The sequence below is a fragment of the Vibrio sp. MarTm2 genome (assembly GCF_027587055.1).
Classification (GTDB): Bacteria; Pseudomonadota; Gammaproteobacteria; order Enterobacterales; family Vibrionaceae; genus Vibrio; species Vibrio sinaloensis_D.
On sequence record NZ_JAPPTK010000003.1, the window covers coordinates 493,960 to 516,596 of the forward strand.

A 22,637-nucleotide genomic window follows, 5' to 3' on the forward strand; every position below is an offset into this window, starting at 1 on the left:
GCGACTTTCGAGTCGCCTTTTTCCATTTCGTGACAATTAGATGTCTCGATTCTCCGCGAATTTTTCTAAACCTAAAACTAAGGCAATTGCACAGATCATCATGACAATCGCAATACCTAGCTGCGCAGGCTGAGCCGTCACCGATTCGAAGTCAAATGGTGAAAGGTTTTGTTGAATCAATGGCACTTGCTCGCCTTTAGAGTTTGTACGCCATGTGAGCGTTTCTTTCCAAGGCCAAATCTTAGGTAGCGTACCGATCATCAGGCCAGTCAAAAAGACAAGAGTGAAGTCACGGAAGCGCTTTAGTAGCCAAGACAGAACGTGGGAGAAGCTCAGTAAGCCAAGCACACAGCCACTCATAAATAGTGCAATGACAGCTAAATCGAAGGATTTTACAGCGCCAAGGACAGGCGTGTACATGCCTATCAAAAGTAGGATAAAGCTGCCTGAAATGCCCGGAAGGATCATAGCGCAAATCGCGATTGCTCCTGCAATAACGATGTTGACGCTGGTCGGGTCCATTTGTAGAGGTTGCAGTACGGTAATGCTGTAGGCGAACGCCACACCCAGCAACAAAAAGACAAATCGGCTAGCGGAGCGCTGCTCAATTTGCTTTAAGATATGGAACACTGATACCAAAATCAGGCCAAAGAAAAAAGACCAGATTGGCACAGGGTGTTCTACCAATAGCCATGAAATCAGCTTCGCTAATGTGGCAATGCTGGTAAGGACACCACCAAACAAGGCGATCAGGAAAAAGCCATTGATATGGTCAAATGCGGCTTTAAATCCATCACGTTTCCAAATTCCCAATACTTTTGGGTTAATGCGACGGATGCTTTCTAGCAAAGTGTCGTAAATGCCAGTGATGAACGCGATAGTACCACCCGATACACCAGGTACAACATCAGCTGCACCCATCGCCATGCCTTTTAGAAATGTCGAAAAATAGTTCATGCTACTCAGTAAATAAATTTAGGTGCACGGAGTATATCGATTCTGGATAAAAAAAAGTATGAAAAAATAAACTGATAGAACTGTTTATAAGAATCTAGTTTAATATTAATTTGCAAAGGTTTGCATTTTGCAATTTTCATATTGCATTTTGATAATCAAAAATTAGCCAAAAATGCGGCTGGATCATCAAATATCGCGATTTTAAAGTTGGCACGCATTCTGCATTAATTAAATCGACCCTTTTTAAGCCGAGGGTCACCTAGCCAACTGACGTTGTTAGTGAATAACATTTGTTCACACTATATATAAGCCAATCGCCCTTTTTGCGATTGGCTATTTTTTTGCCTGAAACTCCTCAAATAACAGCTCGTTAGTGTCGTTTTTCTTCACACTTTACATCTAGCCTAGGCACGTTTTTGGAGTCAATACTCGACAAGTTGCTCCATTTTTATTAATAATGGCGGCTTTCTTTCGCAACTCTACCGATTTTTGTAGGGTTTTTACTGTTGAAATAGAGTGGGTGTCCCACTGTTTAGAGGATTTTTTCAATAGAGAAATGTGATTAATCGCGTTTAGGTCAGCCGCCGGGAGGCGACGACTCAGAACTTAAACGTTGAGCCAAAGGGCTCTTAACTCGTTAAGGAAGATGGGTGACACACAATGAAGAGGTTATATGAATCAGATAATTTCAATTGGACCATTAGAATCTTTCTTAATCGCCATCAGCGTTCTATTCTTAGGTCATTTTGTTAATTCCAAACTACCCGTATTGAAAAAGTTCAACATCCCAGAGCCGATCGTAGGTGGCTTAATTGTGGCTGTTGTCATCACTTTTTTGCATTTTAACGGGGTCGATCTTCAGTTTTCGCTTCCGCTGCAGAACACCTTTATGTTGATGTTCTTTAGTACCGTTGGTCTTGCTGCAAACTACACGCAGCTGATGAAAGGTGGCGCAAAGGTCTTTGTCTTTTTGGCTGTCGCATCTTTTTACATCATCATTCAAAATGGTGTTGGTGTGTCGTTGGCCACCGCGTTGGGGCTTGATCCTTTAATGGGACTTATTGCCGGCTCTATCACTCTATCGGGTGGACACGGTACCGGTGCGGCGTGGTCGCAGACGTTTTCAGAAAACTACGGCATCAGCAACACGCTTGAAATCGCCATGGCTTCCGCGACTTTTGGTCTGATTATCGGTGGTATCATCGGCAGTCCGGTGGCTCAAAAGCTTATCGATAAAAATGGCATTGAGTCCGAGTATGGTCGTGGCACTCAAACCCACGAAAGATTCCCTGAGCTCGTGACCTATAACGAGTACGAGGAAGATAAAGTTACCGCCAAGAAAGTGATTGAAGTGCTGTTTATCCTGCTTATCTGTGTGACTGGCGCGAAATATCTAGAGCAGTGGGTAAGCAGTTTTAATATCAGTTGGCTGATGATCCCTGACTTTGTCTATGCGCTGTTTATTGGTGTATTCATTACCAATTTGCTTGAGGTGACGAAAGTCCACAAGGTGGATGCAGAGACGGTTGATATTTTAGGTACGGTCTCTTTGTCATTGTTTTTAGCAATGGCGTTGATGAGCTTAAAGCTGTGGAATATTTTCGATCTGGCGGTACCATTCTTGGTGATTTTGGCCGTTCAGTCACTCGTGTTGGGTATTTTTGCTTACTTCGTGACGTTCAAAGTTATGGGTGCAAACTATGATGCAGCGGTCATTGCTGGTGGGCATTGTGGTTTTGGTTTAGGAGCCACTCCGACGGCAGTGATGAACATGGGTTCTTTAGTGAACAAATTTGGTCCTTCCCCGCAGGCGTTTATGGTTGTGCCTATTGTCGGGGCGTTTTTTATCGACATCGTTAACTTGATTATTTTACAAGGCTACATTTCCTTCATCGGTTAGTCTGGTTTGAAGGTTAGACTGGCTTAAAAACAAAAATCCCCGCACCGTGCGGGGATTTTTCGTTTGCTAGGTTCGTAATGCGAGCTTGGTGCCATCGAACTTTAGATGGCTAAGTAGCGTCTTGGCGTTGTTTCTGCCCATTTCATTGAACTGGACGCCATATCTGGCGTAGTGCATCGAGCGTTGCAAGTTACACACAGTACCAAAGAGAGGTTCGAACTGAATCTGCTTGCCGTTTCGTACCTGAACGATAAGCTCAATCTCGTCACCGACTTGGAAAGGCCGACTCAAAGGCGGCGCGAAGAATCGACAACCACTTTTCGATAAATCACGGATCTCGCAATCCATCTTTCTATTTTCAGTGCTGGCTTTGGCTTCTAGGTTTACATCAAAGCGCGGCTCTTTACGCAGCTGCGATACCTGCATGTCTTTTGGTACAGACATCATCACCAATGGCATCGGCTCTTTGAGGATATGCTGGAGTTGGCTTCTAAAATGAATAATGGCGCCTTCCCCTCGTGGAGAAATAGCGCGCACTGTGGTCCAAAAACCTTCTTGAAAGTAGAAATTCAAATCTTCATCGGAGACTTTCGGAAGTTCGGCAAGAATCATGCTGTCTGAGTGAGTGCCAATAAACGCCGTTTTACAGCGAAAAGTACGGCCGACAGGTGTCGTGATACTCATGGTAAGTTCACCACCATGTTCAACCATGGCTAGGGCATCGACACTATTGACTGTGACGACATTTCTCTGTTTGTTATAAGGACTTGAAGACTGTTCCTTCATTGCCACCGCCTGAGTACTCATCTAGCCTCCATTAGCTCTGCGTGCTATGTTTGCCGCAGGTTATTATCTTTTCACGTCTAAATGCTCAGACTGATATAAATTCTATTTATGCTTGAGCGTTTGTTCAAACATCAATGTGATGATTTTTTTGAGCTATGTATCAATTTAGGAGTTTACTATGCAGCATTCCGTACTTTTCGAGCCTGAATTAGGCCAGTTTCGCGTGCATTTAGAGTCTGAACACTATGCGACCGTTAAATTCAAAATTGAGGACGGGGTGTACCAGATTACCTCAACGCGCGTGCCTGATGCTTTGCAAGGGAAAGGGTATGGCAAGGTGATGATGGAAGCGGTACTGCCCAAACTAGAAGAGTTGGATGTGAAGATTGTGCCTGTCTGCAGTTACGTGGTGCACTATCTAGATCGCCACCCTGAATGGGCGCATTTAAAAGCATGATGGAAAAAGGCCGCTATCAGGCGATTGTTAAACAGCTAGGTTTTAACACTCTTCATCGTATCGACGTATTGCAATCACTCTGGGGTGGGTATGGCGAGTTGGTTCGGTTATGGATTGACTCGACCAGTGTTGTAGTCAAACACATCACGCTTCCTAAGCCTGAACATCACCCCAGAGGTTGGAACACCGAGCTTTCCCACAAACGCAAGTTATACTCCTATCAAGTCGAAATGAACTTCTACCAACATGTCGCTAGCCGATGCGAGAGCTATGCCACGGTGCCTCAAACCTTATTGGTGGAGCAGGGAGATAATGAGCTCCTTTTGGTGATGGAAGATCTGAGCCAAATCGGCTTTTCCCAAGTGATTCAAGAAGCCTCCAAGATCCATTTGCGTGCTGCGCTGCGATGGTTCGCTCATTTTCATGCCCAACACATGTCGAGCAGAGCTGATGGATTGTGGCCTACAGGAACATATTGGCATCTAGACACTCGACCAGATGAGTTCGCCGCCCTGAGCGATCTTCGGTTGAAACATGCGGCTGAAAAGATTGATCGGACACTAAAGCTTGCCCCTTATTCGACACTCGTCCACGGCGATGGAAAGTTGGCCAATTTCTGTTTTGATCCAAGCGGCGAGCGAGCGGCTGCCGTTGACTTCCAATACGTTGGCAACGGTTGCGCCATGAAGGATATCGCCCTTTTTATGAGCAGCGCGGTACCGCCGGAAGAGTGTGAGGCGATGGAAGAATGGATTTTGGACGAATACTTCAAGCAGCTTAGGAGTGCGTTAAATCAATATCGCCCCGAACTGAACTGTAAGGATGTGGAACAAAAGCTTCGACCCATGTTTATGGTCGCTTGGGCAGATTTTCAACGATTTGTAAAAGGGTGGAGCCCCAACCACTGGAAGATTAATGCTTATACTGAGCGTTTAACTGAGCGGGCACTCAACTTTTTGAGCAGTATAGAACCAACCTAAACCGTTATTGTCTAGGTTGGTGTTTTGTATTTAGAAGCGTAAACGTGCCATGTAGTAAGTGTCGATGTACTCTCCATCGCGGAATGAACGTGCTTTTGCTTCTCCTTCTATCTCAAAGCCAAACTTCTTATAGCAGGCAATCGCTTTTTCATTGTCTGTGTTGACTTCAATTTGGATTCGCTTCACTTGTAACCAGTTGTCGGCAAGGTCGAGTACCGTTTCGATAAGTTTACTGCCAACCCCAATCCCTTGATACTCATCGTGAACCCCCAGACCAAAAGTGGCACAGTGGCTAATTCTAGGGCGTTGATTGTGCTCAAAACCAATATTTCCCACCACTTTTCCATCAACTTCAGCGACAAAGCTGTATACACCAGCGGGGATGTTTTCCAGTCGTTGGGTCCACATGGCAACCGATGGTTTTGGCAGTTGCAGCGTCTCTCTTTGAGCGCTCGGTTGCGAGTAAATGTCACAAATTGCCGCAGCATCACTGACAAGCGTAGGACGGATCAATATTTCCATAATGTTATCTCACGACGGGTTAAACATCGCTCAACCATAACTGGAAAAATTGAATTGTTAAAGTATTGTTTAAAAATAAATTTTCAGTGAATAATTGTTATTTATAACGATAAGGTATCTGTCAGAGGGGGAACGCATTGGATGATGAGGCTTTCAGAAGGAAATTAAGGGAGCGAGGCTCCCTTTTACGCTAAATAGTGATGTTGTTTGGGCACAACATTATTTCGATTTACGTTGTGCGGCTTTGCGCTCAAGTTTCTCTTTGCGTCTTTGAGCGATCACTTGATCCGCTTCACCGCCAACATGCACTTCGCCACGTGCTTTCGCTAACTGAACTTGGCGCTCGCGCTCGCGAAAACGTGCTTTTTGTTCATCAGTGTGTTTATCGACACATTTCGGGCAGCTTACGCCTTTTTCGTAGGCTTCAGAAGCCATGTCTTCTAGCGTTATCGGTAAGCGACACGCGTTGCACATCTCGTAACCGCTTTTCTCTAGTTTGTGGTCTACCGCGACCCGTCCGTCAAAGACGTAACAATCACCTTCCCACAAGCTCTCTTCTTCTGGCACTTCCTCCAGGTATTTGAGTATCCCACCTTCAAGATGGTAAACCTCTTCAAAACCTTGCTCTTTCATATAGGCCGTGGACTTCTCACAGCGGATGCCGCCCGTACAGAACATCGCCACCTTTTTATGCTTTGCTGGGTCCATGTTTTGAGCAACGTAGTCAGGGAACTCTCGGAAGGTGTCTGTTTTTGGGTTTACGGCATGCTTGAATGTGCCAATCTCAATTTCGTAGTCGTTGCGAGTATCGACAACATATACCTCAGGATCGGAGATCAAGTCGTTCCATTCGCTCGGTTTTACGTACGTGCCAACCACATGGCGAGGATCGATACCTTCGACACCCAGGGTCACAATTTCTTTTTTCAGCTTAACTTTGCTGCGATTGAACGGCTGATTGGCTTCAAATGATTCTTTGTAAACAATATCCGCCAAGCGAGGATCTTGCTTAAACCAAGCAAGCAGTGCGTCGATCCCCTCTCGAGTGGAGGCCACAGTGCCATTGATGCCTTCATTTGCTAAAAGTAGCGTTCCACGAATGTCATTTTCATCCATTAACGTTTTTAGAGCGGGGCGAAGGTCAACATAATCTTCAAGTCGCACAAACTTGTACAGTGCGCACACTACGTAATTCGTCATATTCATTCCTGTAAGCGAGCTGAATCGTAAATCCAGAGCTTTTTGTTTAATTTCGGGCTGAGTATAACCAAGTACGAGCCCCACAAATACGGACAGTTATTGGGGGTAAAGCAGCGAAAAATAGGTCGCTACTTTTTGCTTTCCAAATTATGAAAAACGTTTAGCTGGCGGAGAGTCAACGTATTAAGTCTTGCGTTTAGCACTTATTGCTCCGGCGTGGAATCCATTTCAGCATAATAAACTTCAAGTTCGTTACAGGTTTTTTCATTCAGAACATACTGGCATTGAAGCATCGCGTACTCCTCGCGATCGAAGACGTAAACTTCACCATCATGCTTTAAGTGGAGTATCTTTTTGTTCGTAGTGGTTGATGAGTTAGCCATGCTACCTAATACCGCCACTGCAATACACACAACAATTATTCTTTTCATAGAGCCACCAACGTTTTTGTAAGAAAGAATTCTATACGTTTTGTATTTTTTTGTACGGATACCTTACATAGCGTTACAGAACGAATGCTCTAATTGAGACGGGCTTCTCAAGGTGCTCAGATATGCACTCTTTTGAATTATGTCGTACATTAAGAAGGCTTATTTGTATTAATTAATCCATGCGAATTTTCAATTAATCGTTGTCATTAAAAACTTATCGTAATACGATAAGTAATTATCTTTTAAAAATAACAACAAAGGAACGTTATGTTACGCTTCAGTCGTAGAAAGGGCCTTCTTGCCCTCTCTTTGTTACTTGCATTACCCAATGTTGCCACTGCTTCAGACATTCAAAATACGAGCCCAAAATGGTTAAGAGATATCGCGATGTCTCCAGACGGCGAAAAGATCGCATTTACCTATGCCGGGCAGATATGGCTTATCAGCGCGAACGGGGGAGAAGCGACGCCATTGACCGGGAGTGATGTGTATAGCGAGCACCCGGTTTGGTCTCCTGATGGTCAGTCAATTGCGTTTCAATCGAAACGGTTTGGTTCTGGTGATGTGTTCATTGTGCCCGTTACTGGCGGACAAGCGAAAAGGTTGACCTACCACTCAAGCGCCGATGTGCCATACGCTTTTAGTTCTGATGGTTCAGAGGTGTTGTTTAGTTCAAGACGACTTGGTGACAGTGACGCAACGCTAAATAACGGCTTTATGGGCAATAGCAGCAAGCGCTTGTACTCCGTATCAAGCGAAGGTGGACGCGAGAAGCTGCTGTTATCAAACCCAGTGAGTGCGTTGTCAATGAAGCCGGATGGCACCGCATATCTCTACACTGATGAGCCTTCATTTGAGCAAGAGTGGCGAAAGCGAGCAGTTTCCGACGCTACTCGTGACATTTGGCGTTACGACACGCAAACGAAGCAGCATCGTAAACTCACTTCGTTTCGCGGCGAAGACCGAAATGCCGTTTGGGCGAGTGATGACTCAAGCTTTTACTATTTGTCTGAACGTTCTGGGTCATTCAATGTGTGGAAAAAGCGCATGGAGGATGGCGCTGAGCCAGAGCAAATCACCAACCATGACACCTTACCAGTTCGTTTCCTCAGTGCGAGTTTAAGCGGTGATCTCGCCTACGGTTATAACGGCCAAATTTGGCTTAAAAAAGCAGAGCAGGCAAACGCAAAGCCTGTTGATGTGTTTATTCGTCAAACCTCGCTGAATCAGGGACGACGCTTTGTGACTTTGAATCATGAAGCGACGGAAATCGCGGTCTCACCATATGCGCCTGAAGTGGCGATTGTTGCCCGTGGGGATGTGTACGTTGTGTCGCTATTATCTGGCATGACGAAACGAATTACCGACACACCAGCGGCAGAGAGAGACATCTCATTTTCAAACGACGGCTACTCCATCATGTATGCGTCGGAGCGAAACGGTAACTGGGATGTATTCCAAAGTTATGTGAATGACACGGGGAAAAGCTTCTCGACATCGTATGATATTGTCGAAGAGCAGCTGTCTGATAAACCTGTCGATGAGTTCCAGCCGCTCTATTCACCGAACGGTAAGCGCGTGTTGTATCGAGAAGATCGCAATACGCTGAAAGTGTACGATCTTGAGCAAGATGCAACGTATACATTGTTGGACAATCAAGCGCTCTATTCCTACATGGATGGGGACTTGTCTTACAGCTGGTCCCCAGATAGTGAATATGTGGCGACGCGCAACAACTCTGAGTTAGACAGTGACGTTGTTCTGATCAAAGCCGATGGCAGTGAAGCGCCAATCAATATCACTAAGAGCGGGTTTACCCAAAATCGCCCGAAATTCTCCCAAGATGGCCAAGCGGTGTATTGGTTGAGTAACGCCAATTCTACCTATGGCATTGATGGCTTCGCCCAGCAGCAAGATATCTACATCACTTACTTAAACCAGCAAGCGCAGTTCAATGCCAATAAGACCGATGAACAGCGTTGGCTTGATGAAGAGATTGCTGCAAACCAAGAGAGTGATGCTGAAAACTCGCCACCTGAGCCGACCGTCATTGAAGAGAAGGGACTGAAATATCGAACTGAGCGCGTCACTGCTTACTCGACGTCACCGATGTTCACTCACTTATCGGCAAACAATCAGTATATGGTGGTCATCAGTGCTGAAGGGGATAATGCGGAAATCTTTGAGATTGATCTAACAACCGGAGAGCGCACACCTCTGTTCACACGCAGTTACTACGACGTTCGCGCTGCAGCTATGGCGCCCGATGATGAAACCTTGGTAATCATTGGTGACCAAGGCATCGAGAAGCTCAATGTTGTGACAGCCGAGAGCGAATACATTGACTACGCGGCACAGGCCAATTACGACTTTTCAGCCGAAGTTGGCGCCATGTTTGACCATGTGTGGCAGTTGACCAAAGTGAAGTTCTACGATCCGAACATGCACGGCGTTGATTGGGATAAATATGGTGAGTTGTACAAACAGCAGCTTCCGGGTATTCACAACTACATTGATTTTGCTGAGCTACTGAGCGAGCTTGCCGGTGAATTGAACGCCTCTCATACGGGATCCCAGTTTGATGATTCGCTAAGTACTTGGGAAGAGCCGTCTTCGCTCGGTCTGTTTTATGATCACAATTACCGAGGCAAAGGCGTGCGAGTAAAAGCGGTATTGGCAGGCGGGCCTGCGGATACCTACCAGTCTCCAATCAAAGCGGGTAGTATCATTTACGCGGTAGATGGGGTAGAGATCGCGCCAAATCAAGACATTTACTCCCACCTCAATTTTAAGAAGGGGCGAGTCACCAAACTCAATGTATTGAAGCCGGGTGATGAATCAGCACAAGACTTTAAGCTTGTTCCAATTAGCGTTTGGCAAGAAGGGCAACTGACTTATGATGCGTGGGTTGAGGAGCGTCAAGCGCTGACGGAAAAACTGTCGAATGGTCGACTTGGCTATGTCCACTTGGCTGAAATGGGGCCAGATAGCTTTGAGCGAATGCAGAATGATCTGTTTGGCAAGTACCGCGACAAGGAAGCGGTGGTCGTGGATGTGCGCTTTAATATGGGCGGCAACCTGACAAGTCAATTGATGGAGGTGCTTTCTGGTGTACGTCACAGCTCAATTGAAACTCGTGATGGGTATAAATTGACATCATTCCCAGAAAGACGCTGGGCAAAACCAAGCATTATGATTGCCGATGCGAACAGCTACTCTGATGGTTCGATCACGCCATTCTTCTATAAGCGAGAGGGACTCGGAATGTTAGTCGGCGAGCGCGTACCAGGGACGGGGACCGCGGTAATTTGGCCAAGCCTGCAAGAGTCTCGGATCAACTATGGTGTGCCGCAGTTGGGCTTCAAAGATGACAACGGCAATTGGTTTGAAAACCAAGAAATTGTCCCTGACATCTTGGTCTACAAATCGCCAGAAGATGTCGCCAAGAATAAAGATCGCCAACTTGAAGTTGCAGTGGAGGCCATGTTAAAGCAGCTCGATAAGCAATAACCAGTAGCACTTCACCAATGAACACCTCCACTTAGGTTGCAAAGCCTATTGGAGGTGTCTTCTTTTAGCGCTCTTGAAGATATGAATGGATTCTGCTTTGAGAGACCTTAGACGTCACATTTGACCAGAACAAACGAGAATAACGTGTTAGAGTTCGCTGAGGTTGCGCACTTTATTCCATATTGAATGGCGCATCAAAACCTATGACTCTGAATGTTTGAAAACGAGTATTCGTTTCAGAGCGATTCGTCAAACCAAGGATGATTTATGAATTCTGAATCCACATCGTGGAGAACGCCGCAGAACTTCCTGTTGGTGGTTTCCATTGTTGTCCCTATCGCTTTCTCAAGCTGGATGGCGTTGCTAAACAACTTTGTGATAGAAAAAGCGAGCTTTGATGGCGCCGATATTGGCTTGTTGCAAAGTGTACGTGAAATCCCCGGTTTCCTTGCGTTTACCGCTGTGTTCGTCCTTCTTTTTATTCGTGAGCAGCGTTTTATTTTACTCTCGCTTGCGGCGCTCACTCTAGGCACCGCGATTACCGGATTCTTTCCCACGCTATTTGGCTTGCTGATGACGACCTTGCTCATGTCGATTGGCTTCCATTACTTCGAAACCCTCAAGCAATCGCTGTCACTTCAGTGGTTATCGAAAGATGAAGCGCCGGAAATGTTGGGTAAGTTTATATCGATAGGCGCGCTTGCCTCACTGTGCACTTATGGGGCTCTGTGGTTCTGCCTTGAAGTCTTTCATATGGACTTCAAATGGGTTTATTTAACGTTCGGTGGGGTCGGATTCTTGCTGGTGGTTTGGATGGCGTTTGCCTTTCCCGAGTTTCAGTCGAAAGTCCCTCAGAATAAAAAGTTGGTGTTGCGCAAGCGATATTGGCTTTACTACGCATTAACCTTTATGAGTGGTGCTCGTCGACAAATTTTCACCGTTTTCGCAGGGTTCTTGATGGTCGAAAAATTTGGCTATTCGGCTGCGGATATTACCTTGCTATTTCTTATCAATTATCTGTTTAACTTCTTGTTTGCAAAAAGAATCGGTAAATTCATTGGTCAAGTGGGCGAGCGAAAAGCGCTGATTTTTGAGTATGTTGGCTTAATTGGTGTGTTTGTTGGATACGCAATGGTTCAAACCGCAGAATGGGCGGCCGCGCTGTATGTTATCGACCATCTATTCTTTGCCTTAGCCCTTGCGATTAAAACCTATTTCCAAAAAATCGCCGACCCTGCTGACATGGCCTCTACGGCGGGTGTATCGTTTACCATCAACCATATTGCTGCGGTATTCATTCCAGTGTCGTTTGGATTTATTTGGTTAATCTCTCCCTCTGCCGTGTTTTATATCGGTGCTGGGATGGCGATGGTAAGTTTGTTGTTGTCGCTCAATATCCCAAGAAAGCCTGAAGAGGGCAATGAAGTACGTATGCTTAAGTGGAGTTAAAACAATGATGAAAATTGGCGTTGTTGGGTTAGGTGATATCGCTCAGAAGGCATACCTTCCCATTATCACTCAACTGGCTGATGTTGAGCCTATATTTTGTACCCGAAGCTCAGACGCTTTGCAGGCATTGTCTCAGCAATATCGAGTGGGGCAAACCTGTCATGACTATCGCGATTTACCTCGGCTCGGGGTCGACGCCGTAATGATTCATGCTGCCACGAGTGTGCATAAGCAGATCGCGAGTTATTTTTTGCAGCTAGGCATCCCAACGTTTGTCGATAAGCCATTAGCGGACAATGCCGCAGATGTCATGGAACTGTATGACATCGCGAGCAAGCACAACGCGCCGCTTTATGTCGGTTTTAATCGTCGTCATATTCCTCTCTATAATCACTACTTGCCGGAAGTCGCTAATGGCCGATGTGGGGCATTAACCTCTCTTCGTTGGGAGAAGCATCGTCATAATCTATCTGGTGAGGTGAGAACGTTCGTATTTGATGATTTTATCCATCCACTTGATAGCGTTAACTTAGATTGTCGAGCGGACATAAACGACGCCTATATAACCCAACAATGGGTGGGTGAGCACTTAGGTCGGCTAGATATTCAGTGGCAGGCCGGTGAAACACTGCTTCATGCTTCAATGAATCGTCAGTTTGGTGTTACAACAGAAAGGGTCTCGGCAACCTACCAAAATAAGGCGCTGCAATTTGATTCCTTTATGGCTGGTCGCCAATGGGAAAAGGGGCAAGAGGTGGCTTTAGCTTTGAAAGACTGGACACCAATGCTAACGACAAAGGGGTTTGCGGCAATGATACAAGACTGGTTGTCGGTGATTAAGGCGGGGCAATTGGCGAGCCATATCGTCGAGCGCAACATTGCTACCCATCAACTTGCAGAGGCGCTTGTCGCTCGTTTGAACGCGTCGAAGCGATAAGGACACCCAAGCGTTCGCACCTAAAAAGTGAAGTCTCAGGCTTCACTTTTTTAGTTGGATTACACTAATCTTTGCTGTAAGTACTCAATAAAAGTCTTTATCTGGCTTGGGATGTACTTCGATTGCGCGTATTGGGCGATGATTTTGCCTTGATAGTTGCCGCCTACGTGCCAGTCCCGCAAAACTTCTACCACTTGCCCAGAGTCGATATACGATTGAATGGCGAACTCTGGAAAGACCGAAATTCCTACCCCACGCAACACAGCTTCACGGCGAATTTCGCTGTGGTTCACAACAAATGAGCCGTTAACGTTAATCGATACACGCTTGTTATTGTTAGTAAATTCCCAAACTCGGTCGCGAGGATTCTCCCCTAAACACAAACAGTTGTGGCTTGAAATGTCTTCTGGGTGAATCGGCATCCCATATTCTTCGATATAGGCTGGACTTGCGCACAAAACCAATCGACATTGACCTAAAGGTTTGGCGATCAACCCTTCGGTTGGTTTGTTGGTGATCATGATGATGATGTCCACTTCATCGCCAATCGGATCAATGTAGTGGTCGGCGACTTTGAGCTGCAACGACACGTGGGGGTAGTCGTCGATAAAGTCGAGGATCATCGGCATAAGTACTTGGCGAGACAATGCTTTTGGCGCTGCAACACGTAGGCTACCTGAAACATCGGTTTTATCGACCTGCGCCGCAGAAACCGCCATTTTTGCTGAGTTCATCATGTCGCTACACAGGCTATAAACCTCTTGCCCGGTTGAGCTAAGACGCATCTGGCGAGTGGTGCGCTCTAGCAGTTTTTCTTCCAACGCGCTCTCTAGCCTAGTGACCGATCGGCTCACGGATGACGGGGACACACCAAGTTTTTTGGCGGTCTTTGAGAAGCTGCCCGACTCCACAACATTTACGAAGATTGCCATCTCTGAAAGTAGCGGAATAAGCTTATTTGTGTCCATGGCGCAATTATCCTTTGCATTATGGCTATATTGTTTCGCTCAAGTTACTTATAGATACTAATTAAGTCAATTGACAACAACTAAAAATAATAAAGGACGTGAAACATGAAGAAGATCAGAAGTATCGAGGATGTTCAGGCAGTTGCCGACGTTTCGAAGCATATTTTGACCTTATTCAGTGGGGGGCTAGATAGCTCATATGTATTAGAACTACTTAAAAATAGTCACGCAAAAGTCACGGCTGTCGCGGTCGACTTGGGTGATGGTATCGAAGAATCGAACCTAAAGCTCATCACCGATCACTACGGCTTCGATCTTAAGATCATCGATGCAAAGCAGGAGTTCGTTGAACACAGCTTAGTGTCCGCTATTCAGGCGCAATCCATGTATCTAGGGGATTACCCTGTTAGCTCGTCACTCTCACGCCCAATTATTGTCAAAAAAGCGGTAGAGCTGGCGGAAATCCTTGGCTGTGATGCGATTATTCATACCGCCAACCAGTCACAAAACAGTTTACGTCGCCTTAATGGCGCGATTGAGCGCTCGGGCTTTGATGGGTTTTATGGCTCTCCTTATGAGTATTCCGCGCTTACAAGAGAAGAGAAAGCCAAAGCACTTTTCCATTCAGGTTTAGTTGGTTTTAAAAGCCGCAATGTGAGCGGTGACTCCAATTTGTGGTGTCGTGAGTTTGAGTCTGGCGTTCTCGACAACCCTGAACAATTCACCGTTTCAGAATCTTTGTTTACCTGGTCGCGTTGGCAGCCAGAAAAACATCTAGAAAACGATCAAATTAAGATTGGCTTTCGTCAAGGCTACCCTGTCACCTTGAACGATCAGCCAATTAATTTACTTGAGTTAATTACCTTCATTAACAACCACGTTGGCGCGTACGAGATTGGCCGATATGTAGGGTTCGACCATCTCGATCAGGACGAAAAGGTATTAGAGGTGCGCGAAGCACCCGCCGCAACACTCCTGATGAAGGCTTACAAGCTGCTGGAAACAGCAGCTTTACCTACCGATGTTCTCAAAGCAAAAGCAATGCATAACGACATGTGGACACAAGAAGCGGTTGAAGGTCGCTTTGGCAGCATGATGCAAAATGCCAGCTATGCGTTCATCGCCCACACTGCGGAATTCATTTCTGGCAGTGTTCTATTCAATCTCACCAGAGGAAGTGCTCTGGCGACAAGTATCGTGGCGGAAAACCCAAGGTATCTGTGTGATCGTGACCGTTGGGAAATGGAAGTGGCTCATGAACGAAGCCAGCGCTCCTTACCGTTGGATACTCAACCGCAAAAAGCCCATCAAGCCGTGTAGTAGAGAGGTGCAATTTATGGAGAGCGTTAAACAGGTCGCGAGTCGTAACGTTTCAGTGATTACGCAAATATTGGCACAAAATCAGTATGTCTTTGTTAGCGGTAAGCACATGACGTCCTTGCTGCAAACCAATGTCGATGAGGTGATTCGTTTTAAAAACTGTTGGAATCACTTGGAAAGGGATCAATACATGGCAGACGGCGGTACGTATCGCTATCGCCGATATGGCCAGTTTATGAAGTTGCCGGGTAGCCATGAGATTACCATGTTGCCTCATGAACCTTATGTTCAGCCTTCTTACATTAACCAGCTCAATGGTGATATTGAACGCCACTTTGAACCGTTGACGGACCGCTTTGTGACGTCGCCGATATTGGAGCGACTGCTGCAATTGATGAGTGACATTTACGATGGCGCAGAAGGTAAGCCAACCAAGTGGAATATTCGGCTCCACCCTTACCGAATCATTGCTGACGATTCCGAATTGGGGCAGCCCACACCGGAAGGTTTGCATCGTGATGGTGTCACCTACATTGCGTCGCTGATGATCAACAAAATTAATGTGATGGGAGGGCTGACTACCATCACCGATGCAAACAAACAAGAGTTGGAGACCTTAGTGTTGGATAAAACGTTTGATGTCGTTATGGCGGACGATGAGCAAACCATGCACGAAGTCTCACCAATTCGACCTGAGAGTTCAGACAAATGCGCGTACCGGGATGTACTCGTGATCGCTTTTACAAAAATGGAGGAATAGTATGACTACGGCTACGAGTTCGTTAAAAAAGGGAAGTTTTAAGTTTCCAGTAACAGAATCATTGCTGCTTTTGGTGGCGGTATTTTGGGGAACCAGTTACGGGCTCACAAAAAGTGCCTTAGTGTATACCAGTGTTTTACTCTTCATTACGATACGTTTCTCAATCACTTTTTTATGTATGCTACCTGTAGTGATTCGAGACTTTCGCCGAGGGCTCAATAAAGATTGGAAGATAGCAATACCGACCGGCTTTATTCTATCGGCGATTTTTTTCTGCGAAGTGTTTGGGGTCTCACAGACCTCGGCATCCAATGCGGCCTTTTTGATCAGCTTGACCGTGATCTTAACGGCCTTCGCGGAACTGATAATTAACAAAAAGCGCGTAAGCAATACCCTACTTGGTCTCACCGTCTGTAGTGTGGTGGGGGTTTTGCTGCTGACCAGTGAACAAGGGATCGAGTTTTCGTTAAATACGGGCGATTACTTTATTCTGACGGCGGCGCTGCTGCGCGCGCTGATGGTGACGTTAACCAAACGGTTTACTGAGGGTAAGGAGATTACCACCTCAACATTAACCTCACTTCAATCGCTGGTTGTGGCGTCATGTGCGATTGTTGGCGCAGTCGCGTTTCTACCTGCGTCGGAGTTTGTGTTGCCGACCTCGACGGAGTTTTGGATTACGGTTGCGTACTTAGTGCTGTTTTGTACGCTGTTTGCCTTTTATGTCCAAAACTACGCGGTGCGCAGAACCTCGCCTACTCGTGTTTCCTTGCTAATGGGCAGTGAGCCGTTGTTTGGTGCGATCTTCGCTATGGTCTGGCTGCAAGAAACGTTGAGTGTAACCCAACTTGCTGGTGGGGCACTTATCTTGTTCAGTGTGATAGTCACTTCAACCAGAGAAAGCTAACCAAGCCGGGCGAATGCCCGGTTTTCTTTTTCCTGCATCACGTTCTAACGCGTTGAATCCTCACCGTAAAATAAAGCCAAATACTCAGAGGATGGATCTTCTTTACACATCGGTTACTATGAAGGCGAACTAAGAGGCAATGGCCTGCCCAGAGAACAATCGGAGTAAAGAATGAGCAAACCTTTGAACGAGTGTATCGTCCCTATGTACCCAACCATTCAAGCGCTAGATGTTAACGCGTTAGAGGCGGGGGAGCACAAGTTTTGGTTTGCCGTGGCAACGGATGCTATTGGCCATCCGCAAACACTGCCTGTGAGAGTGTTTAAAGGTCAAAATCCGGGTAAACGATTTATGATCACAGCAGGTGTTCACGGTGACGAGCAAAACGGTATTTTAACGGCGCAGCAAATCGCTCGGGAGCTCGTCGGCAAAGCAATTGCGGGCGTCGTGACGATTGTTCCTACGGTTAACCTGTCAGGCATTGCCCGCCATAGCCGAGACTTTCACTCCGCCGCGCCGGATAGCTCATCTGCGAATCTTAATCGCGTCTTCCCAGGAAGTCCTACTGGTGATGACGCAAGCCGCTACGCAAACAGTTTGTGGGAGAATCTGCTCAAACCCAATGCGGATCTGGCTATCGATCTCCATTCCCAAACCAGCGGTAGTGCTTACCCCTTGTATGCGTTTGCTGATTACCGCCTAGAAGATGCGATTCGTATGGCTAGGCTCATTAACCCCGACGTTATTCTTAATGATCCCGGTGACCCTGGCATTTTGGAAACGGTTTACAACCGCGCCGGCATTCCTTCGATCACGATAGAGGTTGGCATTGGCCGCTACACCGATTTAGTGATGGTAGAGCGAGCAACCAAAGGGGTGATGAACATTCTTAAGTCTTATGAAGCGTTGTCAGGCAATGTGGACGAATCTGAGGTGCCTTGCGTGGAAGGCGAGCAAATTGTCAGTGTCAGAGCAAGCCAAGGTGGTTTCGTAATCTGCCATGTCGACTTAATGCAAACGGTTTGTGAAGGGGAGAAATTGGCAACGCAATACAATAGTTTCGGTGATGAAATCGAGGTTTACTACTCGCCGATTAACGGTACCGTCATAAGCCACAATGTCGAGTCAGTTCGAGCGCCGGGATCGTTGGTCGTTAGACTAATTCAATAACGGATTCGCTGCATATTATGGGATAACTATTCACCCACATCATTGGTGTTCCTGATAAAACACAGGAACAGTTCTTCACCAGATAAAGCAATTACTCTATAAAATTTGCTCACCAATGAGATCTAAATCACATTTGTCTGTAAACGATAATTGATCTCATTACCATTCTCATGCAAACTTCGGCGCCTATTAATAATTTGTATGTTGCGTTGTTTATAATGAGATTAGTGAATATTATTTTGCTTTCTTTTTCAGTATTAGCATCAAATGCTATTGCGAGTGAAGAGAGTGAGCAAAACCATCAATGGCTTCGAGACGATTCTCGCTCAAATGCCAAGGTAATTCGCTATCTTGAGCAGCGCAATCGTCAAGTCGAACAATTCCAACAAGCCCTACAACCTCTGAGCGATGCGCTTCAAGACGAGTGGGCAAAGCATCGCGTACAGCGTGGCAGTCAGCCATGGCTGATCCGTGATGGAAAAGAGTATCTGGTCACCCGCGTAGAAGGTCAACGATGGCTAAGAGTCAGAGACGCCAATTCATCTCAAATCGTTGATCTACTCAACATCGAACAGCGAGCAAACCAGCATGACTACTATCAGCTTGGTGGCTGGTCAGTCAGTCCGGATGGACGAAAAATTGCCCTTACTGAAGACCTAGTTGGTAATGAGCAGTACCAAATGGCGGTGGTTGAAGTGGCCTCTGGTAAAGAGCAGTGCTTTAATGCCAACGGCGACACTACTGTGATTTGGTCTGCCGATAGCAAGAGTGTGTACGGCATCGTGAAAACGGTTCAGGATGCCAGACCAAGTCGATTGGTGAGATATTCGTTAGTGGGTGGAAAAGTCACGGACGTTTACACCGAGACGGATCAAACATGGCTTGTCTCTGCCTACCTAGCTAGCGATCGCCAATTTGCCATTGTGCAAAGTAACTCTGAATCTGCCAGCGAGCAGCGCGTTCTTGATCTGTCGAATGGCGAGTTGTCAGCCCCGCTAGCCAAAAGACGTGAGGGCTTCGAGTACTACGCAGACGTCGCCAAGGGCAAGCTGTATGTACAAAGCAACCGTGATGGTCAGTTCGCTCTATACTCAAGCTCGCTGAAGGATTCGGACTGGCAGATCATCTACGCGCCTAGTCTCGACGTAGAATTACAAACTTACTACGTTTTCCAATCTGGCCTTGCGGCGATTGAACAAAAACAAGGACAAAAAAGTCTCGTCATTTTAAACCACCGAGGTCGGGAGCAACATCGAGAATTACTTTCTCCTTCAGGCAGCGTCGCTTGGCTGAGTCGAGTTGGGGATTACGCCAGCGACAAACTGCGTATTCGTTCAATGTCGATGACCCAACCTGCGCTTTGGGAAGAGTTCGATGTTTCTACGTTAACCCGTCGCCGATTGAGCGAAGATACGTACCCGTCATACCAATCCGATGAGTACCATACAGAAACGATATTCATCCCATCGGGTGGTGTTCAGGTTCCTGTGACTTTGGCGTACAAGGAGTCAATGCTGACTGAGCGATCGCCTGTGGTGGTTTACGGATATGGTGCTTATGGGTTTACGATGAAACCCTACTTTATGCCGCAGACAATCTCATTGATGGATCGCGGGATCATCTATGCGATTGCTCATGTTCGTGGTGGTGGCTACTTTGGTGATGCTTGGCATCAGTCGGGGCGCGGGGTCAATAAAATCAACGGCATCAAAGACTTTGTTGCTGTGTCGAAAGCGATGTCGACTTACCAAAAGGGTCAGCGAAAAGTGGCGGCAATTGGCTCGAGCGCAGGGGGAACCTTGGTCGCTGGTGCGCTCAACCAAGCTCCACAGTTGTTCAGCGCGGTGAGCCTGACGGTACCATTTGTCGATGTTGTCGCGAGTATGTCAGATTCGACGCTACCTTTGACAGCGCAGCAGTTTCAGGAGTGGGGAAATCCATCGATTCCTGAAGAGCGGGCGAAAATGGCGCAGTACGATCCCATCTTAAATCTTACCTCTGCTAACTATCCTGCGACGCTTGTTCGCGTTGGTTGGCATGATCGCCGAGTGCCTTATTGGGAGGGCGCCAAATACCTCTCACAACTAGAAGCGATCAGCTCAGGCACTGGTCCCTATCTTCTCGAGACAGATTTTGAAAGTGGACACGCTACGGATCAGCGCAAGTCTTCACAACGCCAAGCGATGGAATACGCATTTCTTATTAAACAATTACAAAAATCGGAATAACGAACCGGAGCCATCATGAAACTTTCACGAGTCAATGTCGCTGTGCTGACTGCACTGGCGGCAGGCCTTGTACACGCGGAATCTAACGTCAGCACCTTTGAAGAGGTGGTCGTCACTGCCAATAAATACGAAGAATCATTGTCAAAAACCGCAGGCTCTGTCTCGGTCATTGACAGTGAAGAGATGCGTAAAAAGGGCGCGACCGAACTGTACGAAGTGCTTAAAAACGAGCCGGGTGTGAGTGTCACTGGCTCGGCGGGTACCGCACAGAACATTACGATTCGTGGTATGTCGGGTAACCGCGTTTCTGTAGTGAAAGATGGCATTTCAACATCAGATGGCTATGGTGCCAATGACTTGAACGATGTGATGGGTCATAACTCCTTTGATGTTTCATCTGCAAAAGAGATTCAAGTCGTGAAGGGCGCAAGTTCAACAAGCTTTGGTTCTGGCGCGCTTGGTGGTGTGATCATCGTTAAATCGCTCTCTCCAGAAGATCTACTCGACGGTGAAGCTTTCTATGTGGACGGTGCCACGAACTATTCCGACAACAGTGGTCGCTATAGGCTCTCATCCAACTTGGCGTTCGCACTTGGCGACACAAGCTCCTTGGTTCAAGCCGCGTATTGGAGTGGTGAAGAGAGCAAATCGTACGACGAGAATTTGTGGAACCGTGAAATCGAAGGCCTTAGCGCCGCTTACACCATTCAGCACTACCTAAACGATGAATGGATGCTGAAAGCCAAAGCAGACTTCTATCGTGAACAAATGATCCGTGAAGAGGGGATTGCTCCTCCTCAACGTGACGCAAAAATGGATATCGAAACGTTTTACGAAGAGGAAACGCTATCTAATTACCTATTTTGGTTGGGTGCTGAATATGAGTCAGAAACCTTGCTCCTCGATACGCTAGAGACGAAAGTGTACTACCGACACACCTTGTTCAACGAGGACTCCAATAAGCTCATGTACCGTGATTCCAATGGTGTGCGTCTATTACGTCGTGAAATCGAAAATCGTCAGTTCCAAGATCAACTCGTTGGTTGGTCTGCAGATATGATGAAAGAACTGTATCAAGGCGAGCTGAAACATACGCTTGTTTATGGCGGTAAGTTTGAAACGACCTATCATGAGCGCCCAGTCGATGAAAGACTTACGGACTGGCATGGCGTGAAAGTGACCGAAACCAATCCATTTGCTCCGGCAACCAGCTATTCAGTGGGCGCCTTTATTCAAGACTCTATTGAAGTGGGCAACTGGCGTGCAATGTTGGGGCTTCGCTATGACTCCTATCGCTTGAGCTCTGACAGCGGCCGTTCAATTGGGATGGAAGACCTGCCTGATAACAACAGCAGTGAGGTGTCGCCAAGTGCGTCGATTGCCTATCAATTTACCCCAGCATTTAACAGCTACTTTAGCTACAAGCATGGCTATCGCGCGCCAGAGTACTCAAAAACCTATGGCTTAGTGAATCATGATTTCGTGCAAGGTAGCGCATTCATCATTATGCCTAACTTCGAGCTAGAGGAAGAAACCAGTGACAGTTTTGAAATTGGTGCCAAGTACGATGATGGCGCTATGCGCGTGTATGGGGCGGTTTTCTACAACGTATTCAGAAACTTCATTGAGCAAAAGACGGTTGGTAAACGCGCAGGAACCAATATCACCGAGGTGACCTTTGACAACCTAGATGGTGTTCGAACCTACGGTGCTGAAGCGTCGGTGGAATATTCCCTCACCAATACGATTATCGCCAGCACCAACATCGGTATCGTTGATGGAAAAGATAAAGAAGGCGATTACGTTCGTGCCATCACGCCACTAGAAGGTAATGTGGCGCTTAACTACGACAACGGAGCGCTTAACGGTTACGTGCAGCTTAACTGGGCTGACCAAATGAATCGCACCAGCGTATGTGTGAACCAGCAAAAAATCGCGGTTGACTGTGCGACTACCGCGGGCTGGGGTGCCGTTGACATCGGTCTTGGCTATGACTTTGGCGACAATACCAATATTAGTGTCAATGTCATCAACCTATTCGATCGCGAGTACATCCGCTATCAAGATATCGCGGGTCTCGAAAGCCTACACGAGGCATTCCAAACAGAGTCCGGTCGTTACTTCACTGTTAACGCACGTTACGCGTTCTAAGGAT

General features: G+C 46.7%; 18 protein-coding genes. 12 read left to right on the forward strand and 6 right to left on the reverse strand.

All coding sequences use genetic code 11. From position 1 onward, the window contains the following. Positions 1 to 36 precede the first annotated feature (36 nt). Positions 37 to 957 (reverse strand): DUF368 domain-containing protein, encoded by a 921-nt coding sequence (locus OH458_RS09865; RefSeq protein WP_269978194.1) that lies wholly within the window; start codon positions 955 to 957, stop codon positions 37 to 39. 673 nt (positions 958 to 1,630) lie between these two features. Here OH458_RS09865 and gltS point away from each other — a divergent pair. Further along, on the forward strand, positions 1,631 to 2,857 hold the full coding sequence (gene gltS, locus OH458_RS09870) for a sodium/glutamate symporter (protein ID WP_005469512.1): 1,227 nt from the start codon (positions 1,631 to 1,633) through the stop codon (positions 2,855 to 2,857). Between the two features lie 66 nt (positions 2,858 to 2,923). Here the strand turns inward: gltS and OH458_RS09875 are convergent, their stop codons facing one another. Then, positions 2,924 to 3,664 carry a flagellar brake protein gene (locus OH458_RS09875; RefSeq protein WP_005469575.1) on the reverse strand — a complete coding sequence of 247 codons (741 nt, stop codon included), beginning with the start codon at positions 3,662 to 3,664 and terminating at the stop codon, positions 2,924 to 2,926. Between the two features lie 157 nt (positions 3,665 to 3,821). Between OH458_RS09875 and OH458_RS09880 the strand changes: the two genes are divergently transcribed. Continuing rightward, positions 3,822 to 4,100 (forward strand): GNAT family N-acetyltransferase, encoded by a 279-nt coding sequence (locus tag OH458_RS09880; RefSeq protein WP_038212558.1) that lies wholly within the window; start codon positions 3,822 to 3,824, stop codon positions 4,098 to 4,100. Beyond that, on the forward strand, positions 4,097 to 5,080 hold the full coding sequence (locus OH458_RS09885; protein ID WP_269978195.1) for a phosphotransferase: 984 nt from the start codon (positions 4,097 to 4,099) through the stop codon (positions 5,078 to 5,080). Before OH458_RS09880 ends, OH458_RS09885 begins: the two co-directional genes overlap by 4 nt. A 30-nt stretch (positions 5,081 to 5,110) precedes the next feature. On the opposite strand, the gene OH458_RS09890 is transcribed toward OH458_RS09885, so the two are convergent. From OH458_RS09890 to OH458_RS09900, 3 genes are all read right to left on the reverse strand, one after another. Continuing rightward, entirely contained in the window at positions 5,111 to 5,602 is a 492-nt protein-coding gene (locus OH458_RS09890; RefSeq protein WP_038187380.1) for a GNAT family N-acetyltransferase, read from the reverse strand. A gap of 219 nt (positions 5,603 to 5,821) precedes the next feature. Beyond that, on the reverse strand, positions 5,822 to 6,802 hold the full coding sequence (gene trhO, locus OH458_RS09895) for an oxygen-dependent tRNA uridine(34) hydroxylase TrhO (protein WP_269978196.1): 981 nt from the start codon (positions 6,800 to 6,802) through the stop codon (positions 5,822 to 5,824). Between the two features lie 203 nt (positions 6,803 to 7,005). Then, the gene (locus OH458_RS09900) at positions 7,006 to 7,233 is read right to left on the reverse strand and encodes a hypothetical protein (protein ID WP_269978197.1); all 228 of its coding nucleotides are present in this window, start codon (positions 7,231 to 7,233) and stop codon (positions 7,006 to 7,008) included. Positions 7,234 to 7,500: 267 nt separating this feature from the next. Here OH458_RS09900 and OH458_RS09905 point away from each other — a divergent pair, with 267 nt between their 5' ends. The 3 genes from OH458_RS09905 to OH458_RS09915 all read left to right on the forward strand — a co-directional run bounded on the left by OH458_RS09905 (position 7,501) and on the right by OH458_RS09915 (position 13,129). Further along, complete coding sequence (locus OH458_RS09905; RefSeq protein WP_269978198.1) at positions 7,501 to 10,743, forward strand: S41 family peptidase; 3,243 nt, start codon at positions 7,501 to 7,503, stop codon at positions 10,741 to 10,743. Positions 10,744 to 11,010: 267 nt separating this feature from the next. Then, positions 11,011 to 12,192: an MFS transporter gene (locus tag OH458_RS09910; protein WP_269978199.1), complete on the forward strand. Its 1,182-nt coding sequence runs from the start codon at positions 11,011 to 11,013 to the stop codon at positions 12,190 to 12,192. Between the two features lie 7 nt (positions 12,193 to 12,199). Then, positions 12,200 to 13,129: a Gfo/Idh/MocA family protein gene (locus tag OH458_RS09915; protein WP_269978277.1), complete on the forward strand. Its 930-nt coding sequence runs from the start codon at positions 12,200 to 12,202 to the stop codon at positions 13,127 to 13,129. Between the two features lie 59 nt (positions 13,130 to 13,188). Here the strand turns inward: OH458_RS09915 and OH458_RS09920 are convergent, their stop codons facing one another. Next, complete coding sequence (locus tag OH458_RS09920) at positions 13,189 to 14,097, reverse strand: LysR family transcriptional regulator (protein WP_269978200.1); 909 nt, start codon at positions 14,095 to 14,097, stop codon at positions 13,189 to 13,191. A 105-nt stretch (positions 14,098 to 14,202) separates the two neighbouring features. Here OH458_RS09920 and OH458_RS09925 point away from each other — a divergent pair, with 105 nt between their 5' ends. From OH458_RS09925 to OH458_RS09950, 6 genes are all read left to right on the forward strand, one after another. Continuing rightward, positions 14,203 to 15,417, forward strand: coding sequence for an argininosuccinate synthase-related protein (locus OH458_RS09925; RefSeq protein WP_269978201.1), 1,215 nt, complete (start codon positions 14,203 to 14,205; stop codon positions 15,415 to 15,417). A 16-nt stretch (positions 15,418 to 15,433) separates the two neighbouring features. After that, positions 15,434 to 16,177: a 2OG-Fe dioxygenase family protein gene (locus OH458_RS09930; RefSeq protein ID WP_005469689.1), complete on the forward strand. Its 744-nt coding sequence runs from the start codon at positions 15,434 to 15,436 to the stop codon at positions 16,175 to 16,177. A gap of 1 nt (position 16,178) precedes the next feature. Further along, positions 16,179 to 17,084: a DMT family transporter gene (locus OH458_RS09935; protein WP_039485783.1), complete on the forward strand. Its 906-nt coding sequence runs from the start codon at positions 16,179 to 16,181 to the stop codon at positions 17,082 to 17,084. Between the two features lie 171 nt (positions 17,085 to 17,255). Next, positions 17,256 to 18,254, forward strand: a complete 999-nt coding sequence (locus OH458_RS09940; RefSeq protein ID WP_005469612.1) for a succinylglutamate desuccinylase/aspartoacylase family protein — start codon at positions 17,256 to 17,258, stop codon at positions 18,252 to 18,254. 218 nt (positions 18,255 to 18,472) lie between these two features. Beyond that, positions 18,473 to 20,482 carry a prolyl oligopeptidase family serine peptidase gene (locus tag OH458_RS09945; protein ID WP_269978202.1) on the forward strand — a complete coding sequence of 670 codons (2,010 nt, stop codon included), beginning with the start codon at positions 18,473 to 18,475 and terminating at the stop codon, positions 20,480 to 20,482. A 15-nt stretch (positions 20,483 to 20,497) separates the two neighbouring features. Then, positions 20,498 to 22,633 carry a TonB-dependent hemoglobin/transferrin/lactoferrin family receptor gene (locus OH458_RS09950; protein WP_269978203.1) on the forward strand — a complete coding sequence of 712 codons (2,136 nt, stop codon included), beginning with the start codon at positions 20,498 to 20,500 and terminating at the stop codon, positions 22,631 to 22,633. The last annotated feature ends 4 nt before the right edge of the window (positions 22,634 to 22,637 follow it).